The 18,194-nt window shown below is 72.4% G+C and carries 15 protein-coding genes; 8 read left to right on the forward strand and 7 right to left on the reverse strand.

Annotated elements, in window-relative coordinates; all coding sequences use genetic code 11:
* Positions 1–13: 13 nt before the first annotated feature.
* Positions 14–769 (forward strand): hypothetical protein, encoded by a 756-nt coding sequence (locus ACQRWP_RS11770; RefSeq protein ID WP_410817682.1) that lies wholly within the window; start codon positions 14–16, stop codon positions 767–769.
* Between the two features lie 41 nt (positions 770–810).
* On the opposite strand, the gene ACQRWP_RS11775 is transcribed toward ACQRWP_RS11770, so the two are convergent.
* Positions 811–1,320 (reverse strand): hypothetical protein, encoded by a 510-nt coding sequence (locus ACQRWP_RS11775; protein WP_430502265.1) that lies wholly within the window; start codon positions 1,318–1,320, stop codon positions 811–813.
* Between the two features lie 176 nt (positions 1,321–1,496).
* Between ACQRWP_RS11775 and ACQRWP_RS11780 the strand changes: the two genes are divergently transcribed.
* Positions 1,497–3,719 (forward strand): hypothetical protein, encoded by a 2,223-nt coding sequence (locus ACQRWP_RS11780; RefSeq protein ID WP_430502266.1) that lies wholly within the window; start codon positions 1,497–1,499, stop codon positions 3,717–3,719.
* 20 nt (positions 3,720–3,739) lie between these two features.
* On the opposite strand, the gene ACQRWP_RS11785 is transcribed toward ACQRWP_RS11780, so the two are convergent.
* The 6 genes from ACQRWP_RS11785 to ACQRWP_RS11810 are packed head-to-tail and all read right to left on the reverse strand — an operon-like array spanning position 3,740 to position 9,638.
* On the reverse strand, positions 3,740–4,585 hold the full coding sequence (locus tag ACQRWP_RS11785) for a PmoA family protein (protein ID WP_430502267.1): 846 nt from the start codon (positions 4,583–4,585) through the stop codon (positions 3,740–3,742).
* Positions 4,582–5,169 (reverse strand): hypothetical protein, encoded by a 588-nt coding sequence (locus ACQRWP_RS11790; RefSeq protein ID WP_430502268.1) that lies wholly within the window; start codon positions 5,167–5,169, stop codon positions 4,582–4,584. Before ACQRWP_RS11790 ends, ACQRWP_RS11785 begins: the two co-directional genes overlap by 4 nt.
* A gap of 55 nt (positions 5,170–5,224) precedes the next feature.
* Positions 5,225–6,124 carry a carbohydrate ABC transporter permease gene (locus tag ACQRWP_RS11795; RefSeq protein ID WP_430502269.1) on the reverse strand — a complete coding sequence of 300 codons (900 nt, stop codon included), beginning with the start codon at positions 6,122–6,124 and terminating at the stop codon, positions 5,225–5,227.
* Positions 6,124–7,107 carry a carbohydrate ABC transporter permease gene (locus tag ACQRWP_RS11800; protein WP_430502270.1) on the reverse strand — a complete coding sequence of 328 codons (984 nt, stop codon included), beginning with the start codon at positions 7,105–7,107 and terminating at the stop codon, positions 6,124–6,126. Before ACQRWP_RS11800 ends, ACQRWP_RS11795 begins: the two co-directional genes overlap by 1 nt.
* A 31-nt stretch (positions 7,108–7,138) precedes the next feature.
* Entirely contained in the window at positions 7,139–8,488 is a 1,350-nt protein-coding gene (locus tag ACQRWP_RS11805; RefSeq protein ID WP_430502271.1) for an ABC transporter substrate-binding protein, read from the reverse strand.
* A 19-nt stretch (positions 8,489–8,507) separates the two neighbouring features.
* The gene (locus ACQRWP_RS11810; RefSeq protein WP_430502272.1) at positions 8,508–9,638 is read right to left on the reverse strand and encodes a LacI family DNA-binding transcriptional regulator; all 1,131 of its coding nucleotides are present in this window, start codon (positions 9,636–9,638) and stop codon (positions 8,508–8,510) included.
* 236 nt (positions 9,639–9,874) lie between these two features.
* Between ACQRWP_RS11810 and ACQRWP_RS11815 the strand changes: the two genes are divergently transcribed.
* Genes ACQRWP_RS11815 through ACQRWP_RS11840 form a run of 6 tightly spaced genes read left to right on the forward strand, consistent with a single transcriptional unit; the run spans position 9,875 to position 18,122 of the window.
* Positions 9,875–11,203, forward strand: a complete 1,329-nt coding sequence (locus tag ACQRWP_RS11815) for a Gfo/Idh/MocA family protein (protein ID WP_430502273.1) — start codon at positions 9,875–9,877, stop codon at positions 11,201–11,203.
* A 25-nt stretch (positions 11,204–11,228) separates the two neighbouring features.
* On the forward strand, positions 11,229–12,665 hold the full coding sequence (gene uxaC / locus ACQRWP_RS11820; protein WP_430502274.1) for a glucuronate isomerase: 1,437 nt from the start codon (positions 11,229–11,231) through the stop codon (positions 12,663–12,665).
* Positions 12,666–12,720: 55 nt separating this feature from the next.
* Positions 12,721–14,025, forward strand: a complete 1,305-nt coding sequence (locus ACQRWP_RS11825) for an enolase C-terminal domain-like protein (protein WP_430502275.1) — start codon at positions 12,721–12,723, stop codon at positions 14,023–14,025.
* Positions 14,016–15,509, forward strand: coding sequence for a mannitol dehydrogenase family protein (locus tag ACQRWP_RS11830; RefSeq protein WP_430502276.1), 1,494 nt, complete (start codon positions 14,016–14,018; stop codon positions 15,507–15,509). The genes ACQRWP_RS11825 and ACQRWP_RS11830 overlap by 10 nt, the downstream gene beginning before the upstream one ends.
* Positions 15,499–16,713, forward strand: a complete 1,215-nt coding sequence (locus ACQRWP_RS11835; protein ID WP_430502277.1) for a Gfo/Idh/MocA family protein — start codon at positions 15,499–15,501, stop codon at positions 16,711–16,713. The genes ACQRWP_RS11830 and ACQRWP_RS11835 overlap by 11 nt, the downstream gene beginning before the upstream one ends.
* Positions 16,714–16,766: 53 nt before the next feature.
* Positions 16,767–18,122 (forward strand): pectate lyase family protein, encoded by a 1,356-nt coding sequence (locus ACQRWP_RS11840; protein WP_430502278.1) that lies wholly within the window; start codon positions 16,767–16,769, stop codon positions 18,120–18,122.
* Positions 18,123–18,194: the final 72 nt, after the last annotated feature.

An 18,194-nucleotide genomic window follows, 5' to 3' on the forward strand; every position in this document is an offset into this window, starting at 1 on the left:
GGAAGGTGCCGCCGTGGGTGACCTGCGCAAGCCGTTCCTGCTGATGGCCATGCTCGCCATCGTCCTGGCGATCGGGGTGGAGCTCGGCGCCGGGCTGCTGCTCGGCGGCGCCGACGCCGGTGCGGCCCTCGCGGACAGCGCCGGCGCGCTGGACGTGGAGATCGACGACGTGTCCGGGGTCAGCGAACCGTCCGGCCGGGGCACCGGCTACCTGGCGTTGATCGACGCGGTGGCGGTCTGGAGCACCGGGCTGTTCTGCCTGGGTCTGCTGCTGCCCGAGCGCGTCCAGGGGCGGGTGCAGGGCGTCGCCAGCCTGATCTTCTCGATCATCCTGATCATCGTCGGGCTGATCGCGCTGGTCGTCGCGTTCGTGGAGCTGTCCATCATGGTGTCGCTGTTCCTGGCCGTCCCGTTCGGCACCCTGGCGTACCTGGCGCTGTGGGGGTTCTTCCCGGTCGGCGAGGCGGCGGTGCTGCTCGGGCTGGTGCTGCTGCTCAAGCTGGTGTGGGCCGGGATGCTGGTGCTGGCCCAGCCGCGTTTCCTGCAGAACAAGGGCCTCGTCCTGCTGATCCTCACGACCCTGCTGTGCACTGTCGTGCTGGAGTTCCTGCACAACCTGGTGCCGGTGATCCTGGTCAGCATCGTCGACGACGTGGCGGCGCTGGTCTTCGCGATCATCGCGATCATCTGGGGGCTGGTGCTGTTGATCGGCTCCATCCCGGCGATCGTCAAGGCCATCCGCGTTACCGCCGCCCTACCGACCCGTTGACGCCACCACCCGCCCCTCGGGAGCCGGGGCCTGGGCGGGGATCAGGTTGTCGGGGCGGACAGGTCCAGCACGGCGATCGCCTCACGGGTGTAGGTCTCCAGGTCGTCGAACCAGGGTGGATAGGACCCCCGCCGGCTGAAGAAGCGGATCGTGGCGCCCTGGAGGGCGAAGTCCTCGTCATCCACGTCGACGTGGATGGCGACGGCCGCCAGGAGGGTCTCCGAGCCCGGCAGGCCACGCGCCGCCGCCAGCATCCGGCGGGCGAAGTACAGCCCACGCGACGCCGCCCTGGGGAGGAAGTCGGCTGTCTCCCTACCCAGGTCGTCAAGAGACACGTGGACGTCGTTGATCTCGTACTCGCCCTCCCCGAGCGCCTCCGTCGGGATGTCATGCACGCGCTTCGGCCGATGCCCCACGAGGAGGAGCGCGCCGCTCGGTTCCACCGTCCAGCCCGCGTCGAGCGTGTCCTGCTCCAGCTCGGGAACGGTCGGCTGGTCGGTGGCGAAGGCCGCGCTGCCGAGCAGGCTCCGCATGGCGGCGTTGGTCCTCATCACGATCGTGGAACCCCCGTGGACGTGACTGCCCCATTGACGACTTTCTCCGGCAACGTACGTCATCTCGTCGCACCGGCGAACCGCACGGCCACCCGGATCGGCGCCGCGCCGCCCACCCGTTGACGTTTGCGGTATCGGCAGCGCCCGAGTGGATTGTCTGTGACCCTGACGGCGTGGACGAGACGCCGGGGCGCGACGCCGTGGAGCTGCGCGTGCACGGCATCTCCGGCGTCACCGCCGAACGGATCCTCGACCACCCGCTCGTGACCCGGGTCGCCGGGAACACGCACGCGGGCTTCTTCCGGCCCCGGCCTGGCAGCGGCACCGCCGGCGGGGCCACCGACGGGGTCGCCGTCGAGGCGTACCGCTGGGGTTCGCTGACCGCCGGCGCGGCGGTCCGGACGGCCTCGATGTTGCTGCTGCTGCCCTTCATGTTGAGCAACCTGGCGATCTGGCTCCGGCCGCCGGGGCACGACCGGTGGGGGCTACTCGGCGTGCTGTGCCGGTTGCTCGCCGGCACCCTCACGGCCACGTTCATGCTGGCGGCGGTGGGCGTCACCCTGGACCTGGTCGGCTGGCAGTGCGTGCCGTACCCCGGGTGCCGGGCCAGCCGCCCCTACCTGGCCTGGCTGAACAATCTCCCGGCCGGGCCCCGGCTGGCCCTGCTGTCGATCGTTCCCCTGCTGGCGCTGCGGGTCGTCTGGGCCATCGGCACCCGGTCGGCGCAGGCCTTCGAGGGGTTCGGCCCGTCGTCGGCGCAACGCCTGCCCGGTGAACCAGCCGGGAGCCTCACCGACCCCGGCTTCTGGCAGGACGAGCAGACCACGGGTTGGCTGCGGCAGCTCCACGTGGTGCTCGGCATCGGGACGCTGAACGTCGCCCTGCTCGCCGGCATCTCACCGGGTGGGGTGGGCGCGCCCGGTCACGGCGCGCTGTTCGGCATCGCCGTCGGGCTGCTCGTGGTCGGGGCGGCCCTGCTCGCCCTGCCCGTGCCGGCCAGCCCGGCGGGGGCCCGACGGTTCCTGCGCCCCCTCTGGGTGGCCACCGTGGTGGTGACCGTGTGCTGCCTCGGCTCGGCTGCGCTCGCGGACGCGACGCCGTCCGGATCGGGCAAGCTGCCCGGGTACGAGGGCGCCGCCGCCGGGGTGGTCGCCACGCAGGGCCTCCTGCTGGTCGTGCTCATGGTCGTCACGTACACCCGCCAGCGTGCCGCCCGCGACGACGAACGCCCCTTCCTGCGCGGGCTCGGCACCCCGATCGTGGCGGCCGCGGCGGTGAGCGTCGGCGCGGCCTTCACCGCGACCCTGGTCTACCGCGTCGCGGACGCCCTCGACCACGGCGACATCCCCGATCCGATCCGGCCCAACCCGCCGATCGTCGGCCCGCTGGAACCGCCGGTGGCCTACTGGTGGGCCGCGCTCGCCGGGCTCGCCGCGCTGCTGATCGGCGCGGCGGTGACCTCGGCGACCCTCCTGTTGAGCCGGCGGCGGCGACGGAGGCTGGCAGCGGGGATCATCGAGCGGGACTACCCCGACGTGCCAGCCGAGGACGCGCACCGGCTGCGCCAGGTCCGGGAGATCATCGCCCGGTCCCGGATCACCGAGGAGTTGGGCCCGGTGCTTGTCGCGTTCCTGCTGATCGCGTCGCTCGGGCTGGCCACCGTCGCCTTCGACGTGATCGGGGTCGGTCCCACCCAGCTCGCGGACCGCCTGGGCGGGCACGGTGGCGCCGCCGCCGTGCTCGCCGCGTACGTCACCGACGCCGGGGTCTGGGTGATCAGCCTGCTGGTGATCTGCCTCATGATCCTCGGTTTCCGCGCGTACCGGTCGGCCCAGACCCGGCGGGTGGTGGCGGTGCTGTGGGACCTCGGCACGTTCTGGCCCCGGACGGTCCACCCGTTCGCGCCGCCCTGCTACGCCGCCCGCGCCGTTCCGGAGCTGGCGAAACGGGTCACCGGGCTCGCCGCGCGGGGGCCGTTGGTCATCTCCGGGCACAGCCACGGCTCGGTGCTCGCCGCGGCCACCATCCTGCAACTACCGCCGTCCGTGCTGGCCCGGGTCTCCCTGTTGACCTACGGCTCGCCGCTGCAACGCACCTATTCGCGGCTCTACCCGGCGTACCTCGGGCCGCGGACGCTGCGCGACCTGGGCGGGCGGATCGGGTGGCGGTGGCGCAACCTGTGGCGAGACACCGACCCGATCGGCGGGCCGATCTTCCCTCCGGGCCCGCACGGAGCACCGCCCGGCGTCGACGTCGACATTCGACTGCGTGATCCCCGCAGCCTGACCATCGACCCGGCGGACACCGTGCCGCCGCCGATCGAAGGGCACTGGCCGTACCACACACAGGCCGCGTACCAGGTGGCAATCCGTGAGCTGACCGACCGGTCCGGCTGACCACCGGGTCCGCGCGGAGTTCACGGCACCGTCGTGACCAGGGCGGCGACACCGTCGCGGTCGAGGGTCCCGTCGGCCACCCACACCCGGTACCGGCCGTGCCGGCTCCCACCGGCCGGCACCACCGCCGGGCGGTCGAACGCGAACGCCACACAGACCCCCGGATACATCCCGGTCCGCACGAACCACCGGTCGTCTCGGCCGAGGCCCGTGAAGACCAGGGTGTACGCCCCGCCGCCCGCCCCTGCGCCGGTCAGCGCGAGCCACGGCGCCGCACTGCCGTTGACCGTCTCCTCCCCGGCCGCGTCGGCGGTGAACACCGCCGGTTCGCCGTCGGCGGCGGCCCGCCAGAAGAACCCCCCGTAACCGGCCCCGCCCGGGCGGCCGTTGGTGGCCGGGCTGCCCAGTCGGATCTCCCGGTCGTCCGGGGCGACGAGGACGGACTCCAGGTCGAGCCGCCAGGCGTCCGGCGCGACCACCGACGCGGCGACCCACCTCCGCTCGGTCAACAGCACCCCGCCGGCCCGGTCACGCCACTGGAGATCGTGTGCGTACCGGCCCGGGGACCGTTCGACCTCGCCGGTGTGCGCGATGACGCCGTGGTCGTCCCGCCAGGTGTAGCCGACGTCGCGGACGTAGGTGCGCCCGCCCCAGAGGTTGCTGCCGTCGACGTCCTGCACCGCGAGGGACGCGCCGAGGTGCCACACGTGGTCGGCGGGGAGCGCGTCGGTGACCACCGTTCCGCCGAGCGTGCGTACCGGGTGCAGGTACGGTCGGGGCCCGTGCCGCGCGTCCAGCGCCGGGTCGAGCACGTACTCGGCGACCTCCGTGGCCCCGACCGTCAGCCGCACCGGCTCCCCGCTCACGGCAGCTCCCGGCGGCCGAGAACGGCGGCCGACACCGGCCGGCGGACGGTGACGGCGTGCAGGGCGGCCACGGTGTAGCCGGCGAGGATCGGCACCGCGACCGGGGTGACCAGGACGGTGAGCAGCCCGGCCAGCGCGACGACCCCGGTGAGCGCGGCCCAGCGGGTGGGCGCGTCGAGGCAGGCGCGGGCGGCGGACCGGGCCGAGGCCCGCCACCGCCCGCCCCCGTTGCCGCCCACCTCGACGACGACCAGCCCGGCGTACCCGGCCAGGCCGGCCGCGATCAGCGCCGTCGCCAGCAGCGCCGCCGGGCCGCCCGGCACCCGGCCGGTGGCCAGCGCCGCCAGGTCGGCGGCGAGCAGCGCCGCGCCGGCGAGCGCGAACAGGCTGACCGGCACACCGGGCAGCACCGAGCGGCCGAACCGGCGCACGGTCGTGCGCGCCGACGGCCAGCTGCCGGTACGCGTCCAGTCGTGCACCGCCGCGCTGGCCGTGCCCGCCGCCGCGGCGGCGGTGAGCAGAGGAACCGCCGCGAGGGTCAGCAGGATGCCGAGCAGCGCGAGGTCGGCGGCGTCGCGGGCCACGTCGCGCCAGTCCCGCCGTCCGCCGGTGTCGACGGGTTCAGCCCTTGATGCTGGTTCAGCCCTTGATGCCACTGGTGTTGATCCCCTCGACGAGCATCCGCTGGAACGCGACGAAGAACAGGAAGACCGGCAGCAGCGACAGCACCGACATGGCGAACATCGGGCCGACCGCGCTCTGGCTGGTCGAGTCGATGAACAGGGTCAGCGCGACCGGGACGGTGTAGTCCTCCAGTTGGGACAGGAAGACCAGTTGGCGGAAGAAGTCGTTCCAGGTCCAGATGAACGAGAAGATCGCCGTGGTGACCAGCGCCGGGCGGCTCAGCGGCAGGATGATGTGCCGAAAGATGCCGAACGGGCCGGCGCCGTCGATGCGAGCCGCCTCGTCCAGCTCCCGAGGGACGCCGCGCATGAACTGCACCATGAGGAAGACGAAGAACGCCTCGGTGGCCAGGAACTGCGGGATGAGCAGCGGCAGGTAGGGCCAGTCGCCGCCGACCAGGCCGAGCGTGCGGAACAGGATGTACTGCGGCACGATCAGCACGTGCTGGGGCAGCAGCAGCGTGCCGATCATGACGGCGAACCACATGCCGCGCAGCCGGAACCGCAGCCGCGCGAAGGCGTACGCGGCCAGCAGGCAGGAGAGCCCGTTGCCGATGACGGTAAGCAGGCTGACCATGGCGCTGTTGAGGAAGAACCGGCCGAAGCTGACGTCGAAGTTGGACCACCCGGCGGTGTAGTTGCTCGGGGTGAACCGCTCGGGCAGCAGCCCGACGTTGTTGACGATCTCCTCCTGGGACTTCAGTGAGGTGCCCACCATCCAGATCAGCGGGTAGAGCACCACGGCGACGATCGCCACCAGGATCAGCAGTCGCAGCACGGGCCGTCCGCCGGGTCGTCGGCGCGCGTTCGGCGGCGCCGTGGTCGGCGCTGCGGTCGTCGGGGTCACCGTCACCATCACCGGTCCTCCCCGTCGGAGTAGTGCACCCAGAACCGTCCGGTGCTGAAGAAGATCGCGGTGATGACCGCGATGGCGAGCAGGAACACCCAGGCCATCGCCGAGGCATAGCCCATGTTGAGGTCGGTGAAGCCGGTGATGTAGAGGTTCAGCGTGTACATCAGGGTGGAGTCGACCGGGCCGCCGGTGCCGTTGCTGAGCACGAACGCGGCGGTGAAGCCCTGGAACCCGTTGATGGTCTCCAGCACCAGGTTGAAGAAGATGACCGGGGAGAGCATCGGCAGGGTGACGTTGCGGAACTGGCGGAACCGGCCGGCCCCGTCGACCGACGCGGCCTCGTACAGCTCGGTGGGCACCTGCTTGAGCCCGGCCAGGAAGATCACCATCGGTGCGCCGAACTGCCAGATGGCCAGCACCATCAGTGTTTCGAGGGCCCAGTCGGGGTCGTTGACCCACGGTTTGCCGGTGATGCCGAAGAGGCTCAGCAGCGAGTTGAACGCGCCGTCGCGGTTGAACATGTTGACCCAGACGATGGCCAGCGCGACGCTGCCACCGAGCAGGGACGGCAGGTAGAACAGCCCGCGGAACACCCCGACGCCGCGCCAGGCGCGGTTGAGCAGCAGCGCCACGCCGAGCGCCGCGGCCAGCTTCAGCGGTACGGCGATCAGCGCGAAGGTCAGGGTGACCCGCACCGCGTGCCAGTACGACGGGTCGGCGGTGAACATCCGTTCGTAGTTGGCCAGCCCCACCCACTCCACCTCGGAGAAGGGGGTGAGGATGTCGTAGTTGGTGAAGCTCAGGTAGAGCGACAGCAGCATGGGGATTGCCGTGACACCCATCAGGCCGATGAGCCACGGCGACAGGAAGACGTACCCCGCCAGACCTTCGCTGTGCCGGAAGCGTCCGGGCCCACGCCTCTCAGCGTGGGCCCGGTCGGATCCGGGGCCGCGTCGGGTCGGGTCGGGCGCCGTGGTCAACGCCACGAACAGCTCCTCTCCTCGCCTTGCGGCGCGGTCAGGCGATGGCGGACTTGCACGCCTCGATGTACTGGGTGGCTGCCTCGGCGGTGGTGGCCCGGCCGTACTGCGCGTTCTCGGCAGCCTTGATCAGCTCGGAACGCACCTTGCTGTGTCCCTTGATCGGCACCTGCGGTGACTTGCCGAACTTCTGGGTCAGCTCCGCCTCGACGGCGATCGACTGCTTCATGGCCGGGTCGGTGGTGTCGTCGCTGACCACCCGGCGCAGGTCCTGGTTGGACGGCAGACCGCGGTCGGTGCCGAGCAGCTTGACCGCCTCCTGGTCGTTGTTCAGGAAGTTGATCACGTCGACCGCGACGTCCTTGTTCTTGCTGCCCTTGAACACCGACCAGTACATCGAGGCCCGGGCCCACTGCGCGCTCGGGTCACCGGGGTAGGCGATCACGCCCAGCTCGTCCTTGGTGTTCTTCTTCAGGTCCGGCATCTGGTTGGCCCAGACCCAGGAGGTCGCCGACTTGCCGGTGACCACCAGCTGCTTGGTGATGTCGCTGGAGTTGCCCTCGTGGATGACGTCGGCGGTCGGGGTGGCCTTGCGGTCCCGGGCGCCCTTCCACAGGTCGAACCACTTGGTCACGTCCTCGGCGGTGAAGCCCAGCTCCTTGCCCTTGTAGAGGTCCTTGCCCTGCTGGCGCAGCCAGACCCAGAACGCCTTGTAGTCGGCGCTCGGGTCCTGGGTGCCGGGCACCTTGGTCTTGGCGGTGACCTGCTCGGCCCAGGCGATGTGCTCCTCCCACGACATTCCGGTGGTCGGCTCGGGCAGGTTGTGCTTGGTCAACAGCGTCTTGTTGTAGACCAGGCCCTGGGTGTTCTCCCCGGCGGCCAGACCGGCGAGCTTGCCGTCGACCACGCCGTACTGCCAGAGGCTCTCGGGGAACTTGGACGTGTCCAGCTTTCCGGACTTCTGGTACGAGGTCAGGTCGAGCGTGGTGTTGCGGGCCGCGTACTCGGCCAGGTAGTTGTCGTCGATCTGGAACAGGTCCGGCGGGTTGCCGCCGGCGGTGAGGGTGGCCAGCTTGTCGAAGTAGCCCTGATTGGCCTGCCAGGTCTTCTCGAACGTCACGTTCGGGTGCTTCTTGGTGTAGAGCGCGAGGGCGTCCTCGGTCAGCTTGGCCCGGGCGTCGCCGCCCCACCAGAAGATGGAGAGCTTGACCGGGGCGTTCGGGTCGGCGGCGCCGCCGTCGTCGTCTCCGCAGGCAGCGGCCCCGAACATCAGCGGCGCGGCGACCGTCACGGCGAGCAGGCCGCGCAGCAGGCGCCGCCGAGGCAGCGCGGTACGGTGATTGCGCCCGGCAGGCGCGTTAGTGGTGGGGGGCGTTGCGGGGTGCATGTGCGCTCACTCCTCGGCATTAGGAGGCGACGGCGTCACCGGTGGCCGCGGTCGGGATGCCCGGGCCCGCAGGGCAATGCGGGTCCGGGCCACGCGGCGCGGCCAGGGGACGTGCCGGTCGGGCGTACGGGCCCGGGCCGGTCGAGTCGCGGATGACCAGGTCGGTCTGGAGCATTACCTGTGCGGTGGTACGACGAACGCCGAGCGCCGTGCCGGCACCGGACCCCCGCGCACCGCGCGGTGACTCGATGTCCTGTTGCAGCAGCATGTCGACGGCCGTCCGGCCGGCGGCCCCGGTGGGTGTGGCCACCGTCGTCAGTTTGGGGCGGGTCAGCCGGCTCAGGGTGATGTCGTCGACCCCGACGACGCTCACCTCCTGCGGCACCCGGACCCCGAGCGCGTCCAGCCCTTCGATCAGGCCGATCGCCATCAGGTCGTTGTAGGCGAGCACTGCCGACACGCCGCTGCGTCGCACCTGCTCGGCGACGGCGGAGCCGCCGACCTCGGTGGGCGCGTTGGGGCCGAGCACTGTCAGTTCCGCACCGCCGGCTCGGGCGGCCGCGCCGGCGGCACGGCGCATCTCCCGGTTGGTCCACGAGCTGCGCGGGCCACCGAGCAGCGCGATGCTGCGGTGCCCCAGGCCGACCAGGTGCTCGATCGCCGAGCGGGCGCCCTGCCCGACGTCCATCAGCACGCAGGGCAGGCCGGTCACCTGGCGGTTCACCACGACCAGTGGCACCTCGCGGCTGAGCTGCTCGATCAGGCTGTTGCTCATCCGAGGGCTGCACAGCAGCACTCCGTCGACCTGCTTGGCCAGCGCGTGGACCAGCTCTTCCTCGGCGGTCGGGTCCTCGTTGGTGTCGGCCACGAAGACGTGGTAGTCGCGGTGCCGGGCCTGACTCTCCGCCGCCTTGATCAGCGGCGGGAAGAACGGGTTCGCGATGTCCGCGATGATCAGCCCGATGTTGTGCGTCCGCCCGGTGATCAGGGCTCGGGCGGCACGGTTCGGCCGGTAGCCCAGGTCCTCCGCGCAGGCCAGCACCCGGACCCGGGTCTCCGGGTTGACCAGGTGTGGAGCGGAGAAGGTGCGGGACACGGTGGAGATGTGCACACCGGACGCCCGGGCGACGTCCCGGATGGTGACTGGCACGGCGACCCCTTCGTCCGATGTGGTGGCGGTCACGCAGGTGTGGCCCATTAATGCAAACGGTTGCGTCAGTGTCAACGGTCAATGGTTACGGCTTTGTTGCACCCACACTCCCCTTGGTGACCTGGGCCCCCTCAAACGCTGACAAATGACGCCGATCCCGCCGTCGTCGTTGACGCGAACGGATCGATCGTGATTACTTCATTGCAAACCTTTGCAGCATCACGGGAGGCGACCGCATGTCACCGAGAGCCGCCGGACGGGTCCGGTACGCCGTCGTGGGCACCGGCGCGCGGGCCGAGATGTTCGTCCGGGCGCTGGTGCTCGACCACCCCGACACCACCGAGCTGGTCGCCTTCGCCGACGTCAACCAGGCCCGGATGGACGCGCACAACCGCTGGCTGGGCGAGCTGGGTCATCGCCCGGTGCCCACGTACCCGGCCGGTGACTTCGCGGCCATGCTGGACAAAGAGCGCGTTGACGTCGTCCTGGTCACCAGCGTGGACGTCACCCACGACGAGTACGTGGTGGCCGCGCTGCGCGCCGGCCGGGAGGTCGTTACCGAGAAACCGATGACCGTGGACGTGGCACGCTGCCGGCGCATCCTGGACACGGTGACCGAGACCGGTGGTCGGGTGACTGTCGCCTTCAACTACCGCTACAACCCGCTGCACGAACAGGTTCGCCGGCTGCTCGCCGAGGGCGCGGTCGGCGAGATCGGCTCGGTGCACTTCGAGTGGCTGCTCGACGTCCGCCACGGCGCCGACTACTTCCGCCGCTGGCACCGCGACAAGGCCACCTCCGGCGGGCTGATGGTGCACAAGGCCAGCCACCACTTCGACCTGGTCAACTGGTGGCTGGCCGCCACACCCGTCGAGGTGTACGCGGCCGGCCGACTCTTCTTCTACGGCGAGGACGGTCGCCGGCACGGCTACGCCCGCGACTACGACCGGGCGCACGGCTCCCCCGCCGCCGCCGATGACCCCTTCGCGCTGCGACTGGACGCCCACCCCCGGCTGCGCGAGCTGTACCTCGACGCCGAGGCCGAGGACGGCTACCAGCGCGACCGCAACGTCTTCGCGCCCGGGGTGAGCATCGAGGACGACATGGCGGTGCTGGCGCGCTACTCCACCGGCGCCACCATGACCTACCACCTCACCGCGTACGCGCCCTGGGAGGGCTACCGGGTGATGGTCAACGGCAGCCGGGGCCGACTGGAGCTGGACGTGGCCGAGAACGACTACGTCGACCGGGGCACCGCCGGCGCGGTCAAGGGCGCCGCCCTGCACGGCGCCGAGGCGCCGGCCGAGGGCGGTGGTGCGACGCTGACCCTGCGCCCGTTCTGGGCCCCGCCCCGGCAGATCCCGGTGGAGGGCCGCAGTCGGCACGGGCACGGCGGCGCGGACGCCCGGATGACCGGGGTGCTCCTCGGCGGTCAACCCGACCCGTTGGGCCGCGCCGCGACCGCCGACGACGGCGCGTTGGCCCTGCTCACCGGTCTGGCCGCCAACCGGTCCTTCGAGACCGGTCAACCCGTCCGCGTCGCCGACCTGCTCACCCCCCGCTGACACAGGAGACGAGGAGCCCCACCCCGTGCCCACGTTCGACCACACCGACCTGCTCCTGCCGCCCGAACCGGGCCAGCGCGCGCTGGCCCGGGAGCTGTACGCCCTGGCGGCGGAGCAACCCATCATCTCGCCGCACGGGCACGTGGACCCGGCCCTGCTCGCCGAGGACCGCCCCTTCCCGGACCCGGCGCAGCTGCTCATCGTGCCCGACCACTACCTGACCCGGATGCTGCTCAGTCAGGGCGTACCCCCGGCGGATCTGGGGGTGCCCACCCGCGACGGCAGCCCGGTGGAGACCGACGGCCGGGTGATCTGGCGACGCTTCGCCGCACACTGGCACCTGTTCCGGGGCACCCCGTCGCGACTCTGGCTGGAGCAGACCTTCCGCACCGTGTTCGGGGTGCACACCCCGCTCGGCCCGAGCACCGCCGACGCCCTCTACGACGAGATCGCGGCCCGGCTCGCCGAGCCGGACTTCCGGCCCCGGGCGCTGTTCGAGCGGTTCAACATCGAGGTGCTCGCGACCACCGAGTCGCCGCTGGACGACCTCGCGCAGCACGCCAAGCTCGCCGCCGACGGGTGGGGCGGGCCGGGCGGGTCAGTGGTCACCACGTTCCGCCCGGACGACGTGGTGGACATGGAGTTCGAGGGCTGGTCGACCAATGTGGACCGGCTCGGCGACCGAGCCGGTGAGGACACCGGAACGTACGCCGGCTACCTGGCCGCGCTGCGGGCCCGACGCGCCGCGTTCATCGCCGCCGGCGCGACCTCCTCCGACCACGGCCACCCCACCGCCCGCACCCTGGACCTGACCCCGGCCGAGGCCGAACGGCTCTACGACCGGGGCCGGCGCGGCGAGGCCGACGCCGCCGACGCGGAGGCGTTCCGGGCGCACATGCTCGTGGAGTTCGCCCGGATGTCACTCGACGACGGCCTGGTCATGCAGCTGCACCCCGGCGCGGTGCGCAACCACAACCGGTGGTTGCACGCCCGGCATGGCCGCGACGTCGGCGGCGACATCCCGCAGGCCACCGAGTACGTGCACGCGCTCGCCCCGCTGCTGGAGCGCTACGGCAACGACCCCCGGCTGCGGCTGGTGCTCTACACCCTCGACGAGGACACCTTCACCCGCGAGCTGGCGCCCCTCGCGGGCGGGTACGCCGCGCTGCTGCTCGGCGCGCCCTGGTGGTTCCTGGATTCCCCGGAGGTGCTGCGCCGCTTCCGGGAGACGGTCACCGAGAGCGCCGGCTTCTACAACACCACCGGGTTCGTCGACGACACCCGGGCGTTCTGCTCCATCCCGGTACGCCACGACGTGGCCCGCCGGGTGGACGCCGGCTTCCTGGCCCGGCTCGTCGCCGAGCACCGGCTGCCGATGGACGAGGCCGCCGAGACCATCGTCGACCTGGCGTACCGGCTGCCCAAGCGGGTCTTCAACTTCGGAGGGGACCACCACCGGTGAGCGCGAGGAGTGCAGCGCAGCGGAACCCCGCAGTCGCGAACGAAAGGCAGGCTCAGTGACCGTCACCATCACCTCCGTCGAGGTGCACGACGTGCGGTTCCCCACCGCAGCCCGGGGCGACGGCTCCGACGCGATCAACCGGGGCGACTACTCGGCGACGTATGTGGAGCTGGGCACCGACGCGGGCCCGACCGGCGCCGGGTTCACCTTCACCAACGGCCGGGGCAACGAGATCACCTGCGCGGCGGTGCGTGCCCTGGCCCACCACGTGCAGGGGCGCACCATCGAGGAGATCACCGCCGAGCCGGTGGCGTTCTGGCGCTCGCTCAGCGCCGACGTGCAGCTGCGCTGGCTGGGCCCGGAGAAGGGCGTCATCCACATGGCGACGGGCGCGCTGGTCAACGCGGTGTGGGACCTGCGGGCCACCCTGGCCGGCAAGCCGATGTGGCGCTTCCTCGCCGACCTGCCCACCGACGAGCTGGTGGCCAGCGTCGACTTCCGGCACATCACCGACGCGCTCACCCCGGACGAGGCGGCCGCCATCCTCGACAAGGGGCGCGACGGGCTGACCGACCGGTTGGCCACCCTCGAACGTGACGGTTTCCCGTCGTACACCACCTCGGTCGGGTGGCTCGGCTACCCCGACGACAAGGTGCGGGCGCTGACCCGGCAGGCGTACGCCGACGGCTGGCGGGCGATGAAGATGAAGGTCGGCGGCCCACTCGCCGACGATCTGCGGCGGGCCCGGATCATCCGGGAGGAGATTGGCCCGGACGCGCTGCTGATGATGGACGCCAACCAGGTCTGGGACGTCGACGAGGCAATCACCGCGATGGCGGCGCTGGCCGAGGTGGACCCGTACTGGATCGAGGAGCCCACCCACGCCGACGACATCCTCGGGCACGCCCGGATCGCCCGCGCGGTGACCGAGTTGACCGCCGGCCGCTGCCGGGTGGCCACCGGTGAGGTGGCCGCCAACCGGGTGATCTTCAAGCAGTTGCTCCAGGCCGAGGCGATCGGGGTGATGCAGATCGACGCCTGCCGGGTCGGCGGCGTCAACGAGGTCCTGGCCGAGCTGCTGCTGGCGGCGAAGTTCGGCGTGCCGGTCTGCCCGCACGCCGGCGGCGTGGGCCTCTGCGAGTACGTCCAGCACCTGGCGATCTTCGACTACCTGCGAGTGGGCACCGGGCTGGACGGTCGGATGATCGAGTACGTCGACCATCTGCACGAACACTTCGTCGATCCGGTGCGGACCCGCGGTGGCCGCTACCTGCTGCCCGAACGACCCGGTTACAGCGCCACCATGGAGCCCGCGTCGATCGCGGAGTTCCGCTTCCCGGACGGCCCGGCATGGCGGTGACCGTCGGGGCCTCCCGGCTCGGTCTGGGCATGCTGCGCCGGCTGCCCGCCGAGGCCCGCCCGCTGATCCGGCCCGGCACCGTGCCGACCGGCGTCGTACACCTGGGGTTGGGCGCGTTCCACCGGGCCCACCAGGCCGTCTTCACCGAGGCGGCGGTCGGCGCGGCCGGCGGTGACTGGGGCATCGTGGCCGTCGCCCCGCGCAGCACCGCCGTGGTCGAGGCGATCGCCGCGCAGGACAACCTGTTCAGCGTCAGCGCCCTCTCCGCCGCCGGCAGTTCCACCCGGGTGGTCGGCGCCCTGAGCGGCGTCCGGCACGCGCCCAGCGACCCCGACGCCGTGGTGGCGCTGCTCGCTGACCCGGCGGTCCGCGTGGTGACCCTGACCGTCACCGAGAAGGCGTACCAACTCGACCCGGTGACCGGCCGACTGTCCCCGGACTCGGCGCTCGCCGCGGACCTGGCCGGCGGCGGACCGCCGAGCACGGTGCCGGGGCTGCTACTGCGCGGGCTGGCCGCCCGGGCCGCCGCGGACGCCGGGCCGGTGGCCCTGGTGAGCTGCGACAACCTGCCGGCCAACGGTCGACGACTGCGCGGCATGCTCGACCAGGCGGTCGGCCGGGCCGGCGGGGTGCCCGCCGGGCTGGTCGAGTGGGTGGCCGGCAACGTCACCTGCCCGGGCACCATGGTGGACCGGATCGTGCCGGCCAGCACCCCGGAGACGATCGAGGCGGCCCGGCGGGCGCTCGGCGTGACCGACCTGGCCGCGGTGGCCGCCGAGCCATACGCGCAGTGGGTGATCGAGGACGATTTCCCCGGCGGCCGGCCCGGTTGGGAGTTCGCCGGGGCGGTGCTCACCGACGACGCCGGCCCGTGGGAGCGGTTGAAGCTGCGCGCCCTCAACGGGGTGCACTCCGCCATCGCGTACCTCGGAGCGTTGGCCGGTCGGGAGACGATCGCCGACGCGCTGGAGATCCCGCACCTGCGCGACGCGCTGCGCCGGCTGATCGCCGAGGACGTGGCGGCCAGCTTCACCCCGCCGGACGGGGTGCGGGTGGTCGACTACGGCGAGCAGGCCCTCGCCCGGTTCGGTAACCCGGCGATCCACCACCGCACCCTCCAGGTGGCGATCGACGGCTCCCAGAAACTGCCGCAGCGCGTCCTGCACACCATCGCCGACCTGCGCGCGGCCGGGCGGTCCGCGCGCTGGGGCGCGCTGGTCGTGGCGTCCTGGTTGCGCTTCGCGCTGGGGTACGCCGACGACGGCCGGCCGTTGCCGTTCCAGGACCCACTGGCCGGGCCGATCCGGGCCGCGCTGGACGCCGGGGCGCAGAGCCCGGCGGGCGCGGTCGACGCGGTCTTCGCGCTGCGCGACGTCATCCCGATGGAGGTGGCCGAGGACGACGAGGTCCGCGCCGACGTGATCGCTTGGCTGACCGCGTTGGAGCGGCACGGCGTCGAGGCCACCCTGGCCGGTGCCCGGTGACCGGGTCGACCCGGACCGGTCGGCGGTGAGCGGGTCAACCCCGCCGCCCCGGGTGGCGGTGATCGGGGCGAACGGGCACGGTCGCTGGCACCGGCGGGTGATCGCGCCCCTGCACGCCGCCGGCAGGCTGCGGTTGGTCGCCCTCGTCGACGTCCGACCGGTGGAGGACGACCCGGCCGCCCCGGTGCCGCCCGGGGCGGCGGTCTTCACCGACCACCGGGCGATGCTCGCCGCCACCCGACCGGAGGTGGTGGTGGTCTGCACGCCGCCGCACACCCACCTGGCGATCGCCCGCGACGCCCTGGCCACGGGCGCCGATCTGCTGCTGGAGAAGCCGCCGGTGCTGTCGCTGGCCGAGCACGAGGAGTTGACCTGGGCTCTCACCGCCGCCGGCCGGGTGGCCCAGGTCGGCTTCCAGGCGCTCGGCTCGGCGGCCCTCACCGCGCTGACCGACGCGCTGGCCGCCGGTCGGCTGGGCACGGTCACCGGCATCTCCACCATCGCCGCCTGGCAACGGCCGGACGCCTACTACGCCCGCTCCCCCTGGGCCGGTCGACGGAGTCTGGACGGCCGCCCGGTGCTGGACGGCGCGCTCGCCAACCCGCTCGCGCACGCGGTGATGCAGTGCCTGGCGATCGCCGAGGCGCTCGCCGGGGCGACGCCCTGGCCGGTCGCGATCGAGGTGGAGCGCTACCGGGTCCGGCCGATCGAGGTGGAGGACACCGCGGTGCTGCGGGTCCGGTTCCGCGCCGGGCCGCCGGTGCTGGTGGCGGTGACCCTGGCCGCCGAGGAGTTCGTGGCGGGCGAGGTGGTGGTGACCGGTACGACGGGCCAGGCGGTGCTGGAGTACCCGACAGACCGGTTGCGGCTGCCCGGGGACGTGGTGACCCGCCGGGTTCCGGGGCGGCTGGGGCTGCTGGAGAACCTGCTCGCCCACCGGGTCGACCCGTCGGGCGTGCCACTGATCGCGCCGCTGGCCCGTACCGCGCCGTTCACCGCGCTGCTGGACGCGTTGCGGCCCGCGCCGGAGCCCCGGCTGCTCGACGGCGAGCTGGTGACCACCCTTGGCGAGGGCGGGGAGCGGGTCCGCCACCTGCGAGGCGTCGTCGACGTGTTGCGCCGGGCGGCCGAGCGGGGGGCGCTGCCGAGCGAGCTGGGGGTGCCGTGGGCGTCCGCCGCGTACCGCGCCGAGCTGGCCGGATAGCGGCAGACACCACCTGGGACGGACACCCACACACCAACGAATGGAGCGAGTCGATGCGCAGATTCCTCGGCGGCGCCACAGTGGTCGCCCTTCTCCTCGGCGCCACCCCGGCCGCCGCCGCTGCCCGTCCGGACGTTCCGTCCGCCGACCGGCTCTCCTGGTTGGCTGACCACCTCGGCCGGCAGACGCTGCCCGAGCGGGACGGTTGGGCGGCCGACGGCCCCGGCACCACCGGCGGCTCGGCGGCCAGCCCCGAGCGGACCCGGGTGGTCCACGACCGGGCGGAGCTGGTCGCCGCGCTGGGCGGCGACAACGCCGGCAACGCCACCGACGCCACCCCGAAGCTCATCTACGTCGACGGCGCCATCGACGGCTTCGAAGGGCCCGACGGCACGCCGCTGAGCTGCGCCGACCTGGCCGACCCGGGCTACCGGTTGGACGCCTACCTGGCCGCGTACGACCCGGCGGTGTGGGGACGGGTGCCACCGAGCGGGCCGCTGGAGGAGGCTCGGGTGCGCTCGGTGACCAACCAGACCCGGCAGACCCAGATCAACGTCGGGCCGAACACCACGATCGTCGGGCTGCGTGGCGCTCGACTGACCGGGCTCACCCTCATGATCGACCGGGCGTCGAACGTCATCGTCCGCAATCTGACCCTCGTCGACGCCCGCGACTGCTTCCCCGCCTGGTCGCCGACCGACGGCGAGGCAGGAAACTGGAACAGCCAGTACGACCAGATCTCGGTGCGCCGCAGCGAGAACGTCTGGGTCGACCACAACACCTTCACCGACGGCGACAACCCGGACAGCGCCCAGCCGGTGTACTTCGGTCGGCCGTACCAGGTGCACGACGGGTCGCTGGACGTGACGCACACCGCCAGCCTGGTCACCGCCTCCTGGAACCGCTTCACGGGTCGGGACAAGCTGATGTTGATCGGCTCGTCCAACACCGTCGGCCCGGACGTGGGCCGGCTGAGGGTCACCCTGCACCACAACCTCTTCGACGGCGTCCTGCAACGGCTGCCCCGGGTGCGTTTCGGTCAGGTCGACGTCTACAACAACCACTACCGACTCGGTGGCGACGACTTCCAGTACGCGCTCGGCGTCGGTGTCCAGTCGGCGATCTACGCGCAGAACAACTTCTTCACAGTGGACGAGGCGGTCGACCCCGCGGACCTGCTCTACGACTGGGGCGGTACCGCGTTGACCGAGCGAGGCTCCTGGGTCCGCCAGGGCGGCGGCGCGGCCCGACCGGTCGACCTGCTGGCGGCGTACAACGCGACCCATGACCCCGACCTGGGCGCGGACGCGGGCTGGACGCCCACCCTGCGCCGCGGCCCCGTCCTGCCGGCGCCGCTGGTCCCCGTCCTGGTGGGCCCGCTGGCCGGCGCCGACCGTCTGCCGATCTGACGGCTCGGCGCGCCCGCAACTCGGGGTCGGGTCGGCGACGTACGGGCTCATCGATGTGGTGAAGATCGGCTA

Source organism: Micromonospora trifolii, assembly GCF_050516465.1.
GTDB classification, from domain to species: domain Bacteria; phylum Actinomycetota; class Actinomycetes; order Mycobacteriales; family Micromonosporaceae; genus Micromonospora; species Micromonospora trifolii.

Bases quoted from the DNA above. Each gene is read 5' to 3' on its own strand.
- ACQRWP_RS11830 (WP_430502276.1), top strand. From the start codon at position 14,016: ATGGCGGTGACCGTCGGGGCCTCCCGGCTCGGTCTGGGCATGCTGCGC.
- ACQRWP_RS11795 (WP_430502269.1), bottom strand. From the start codon at position 6,124: ATGGTGACGGTGACCCCGACGACCGCAGCGCCGACCACGGCGCCGCCG.
- ACQRWP_RS11815 (WP_430502273.1), top strand. From the start codon at position 9,875: ATGTCACCGAGAGCCGCCGGACGGGTCCGGTACGCCGTCGTGGGCACC.
- ACQRWP_RS11805 (WP_430502271.1), bottom strand. From the start codon at position 8,488: ATGCACCCCGCAACGCCCCCCACCACTAACGCGCCTGCCGGGCGCAAT.
- ACQRWP_RS11775 (WP_430502265.1), bottom strand. From the start codon at position 1,320: ATGAGGACCAACGCCGCCATGCGGAGCCTGCTCGGCAGCGCGGCCTTC.
- ACQRWP_RS11840 (WP_430502278.1), top strand. From the start codon at position 16,767: ATGCGCAGATTCCTCGGCGGCGCCACAGTGGTCGCCCTTCTCCTCGGC.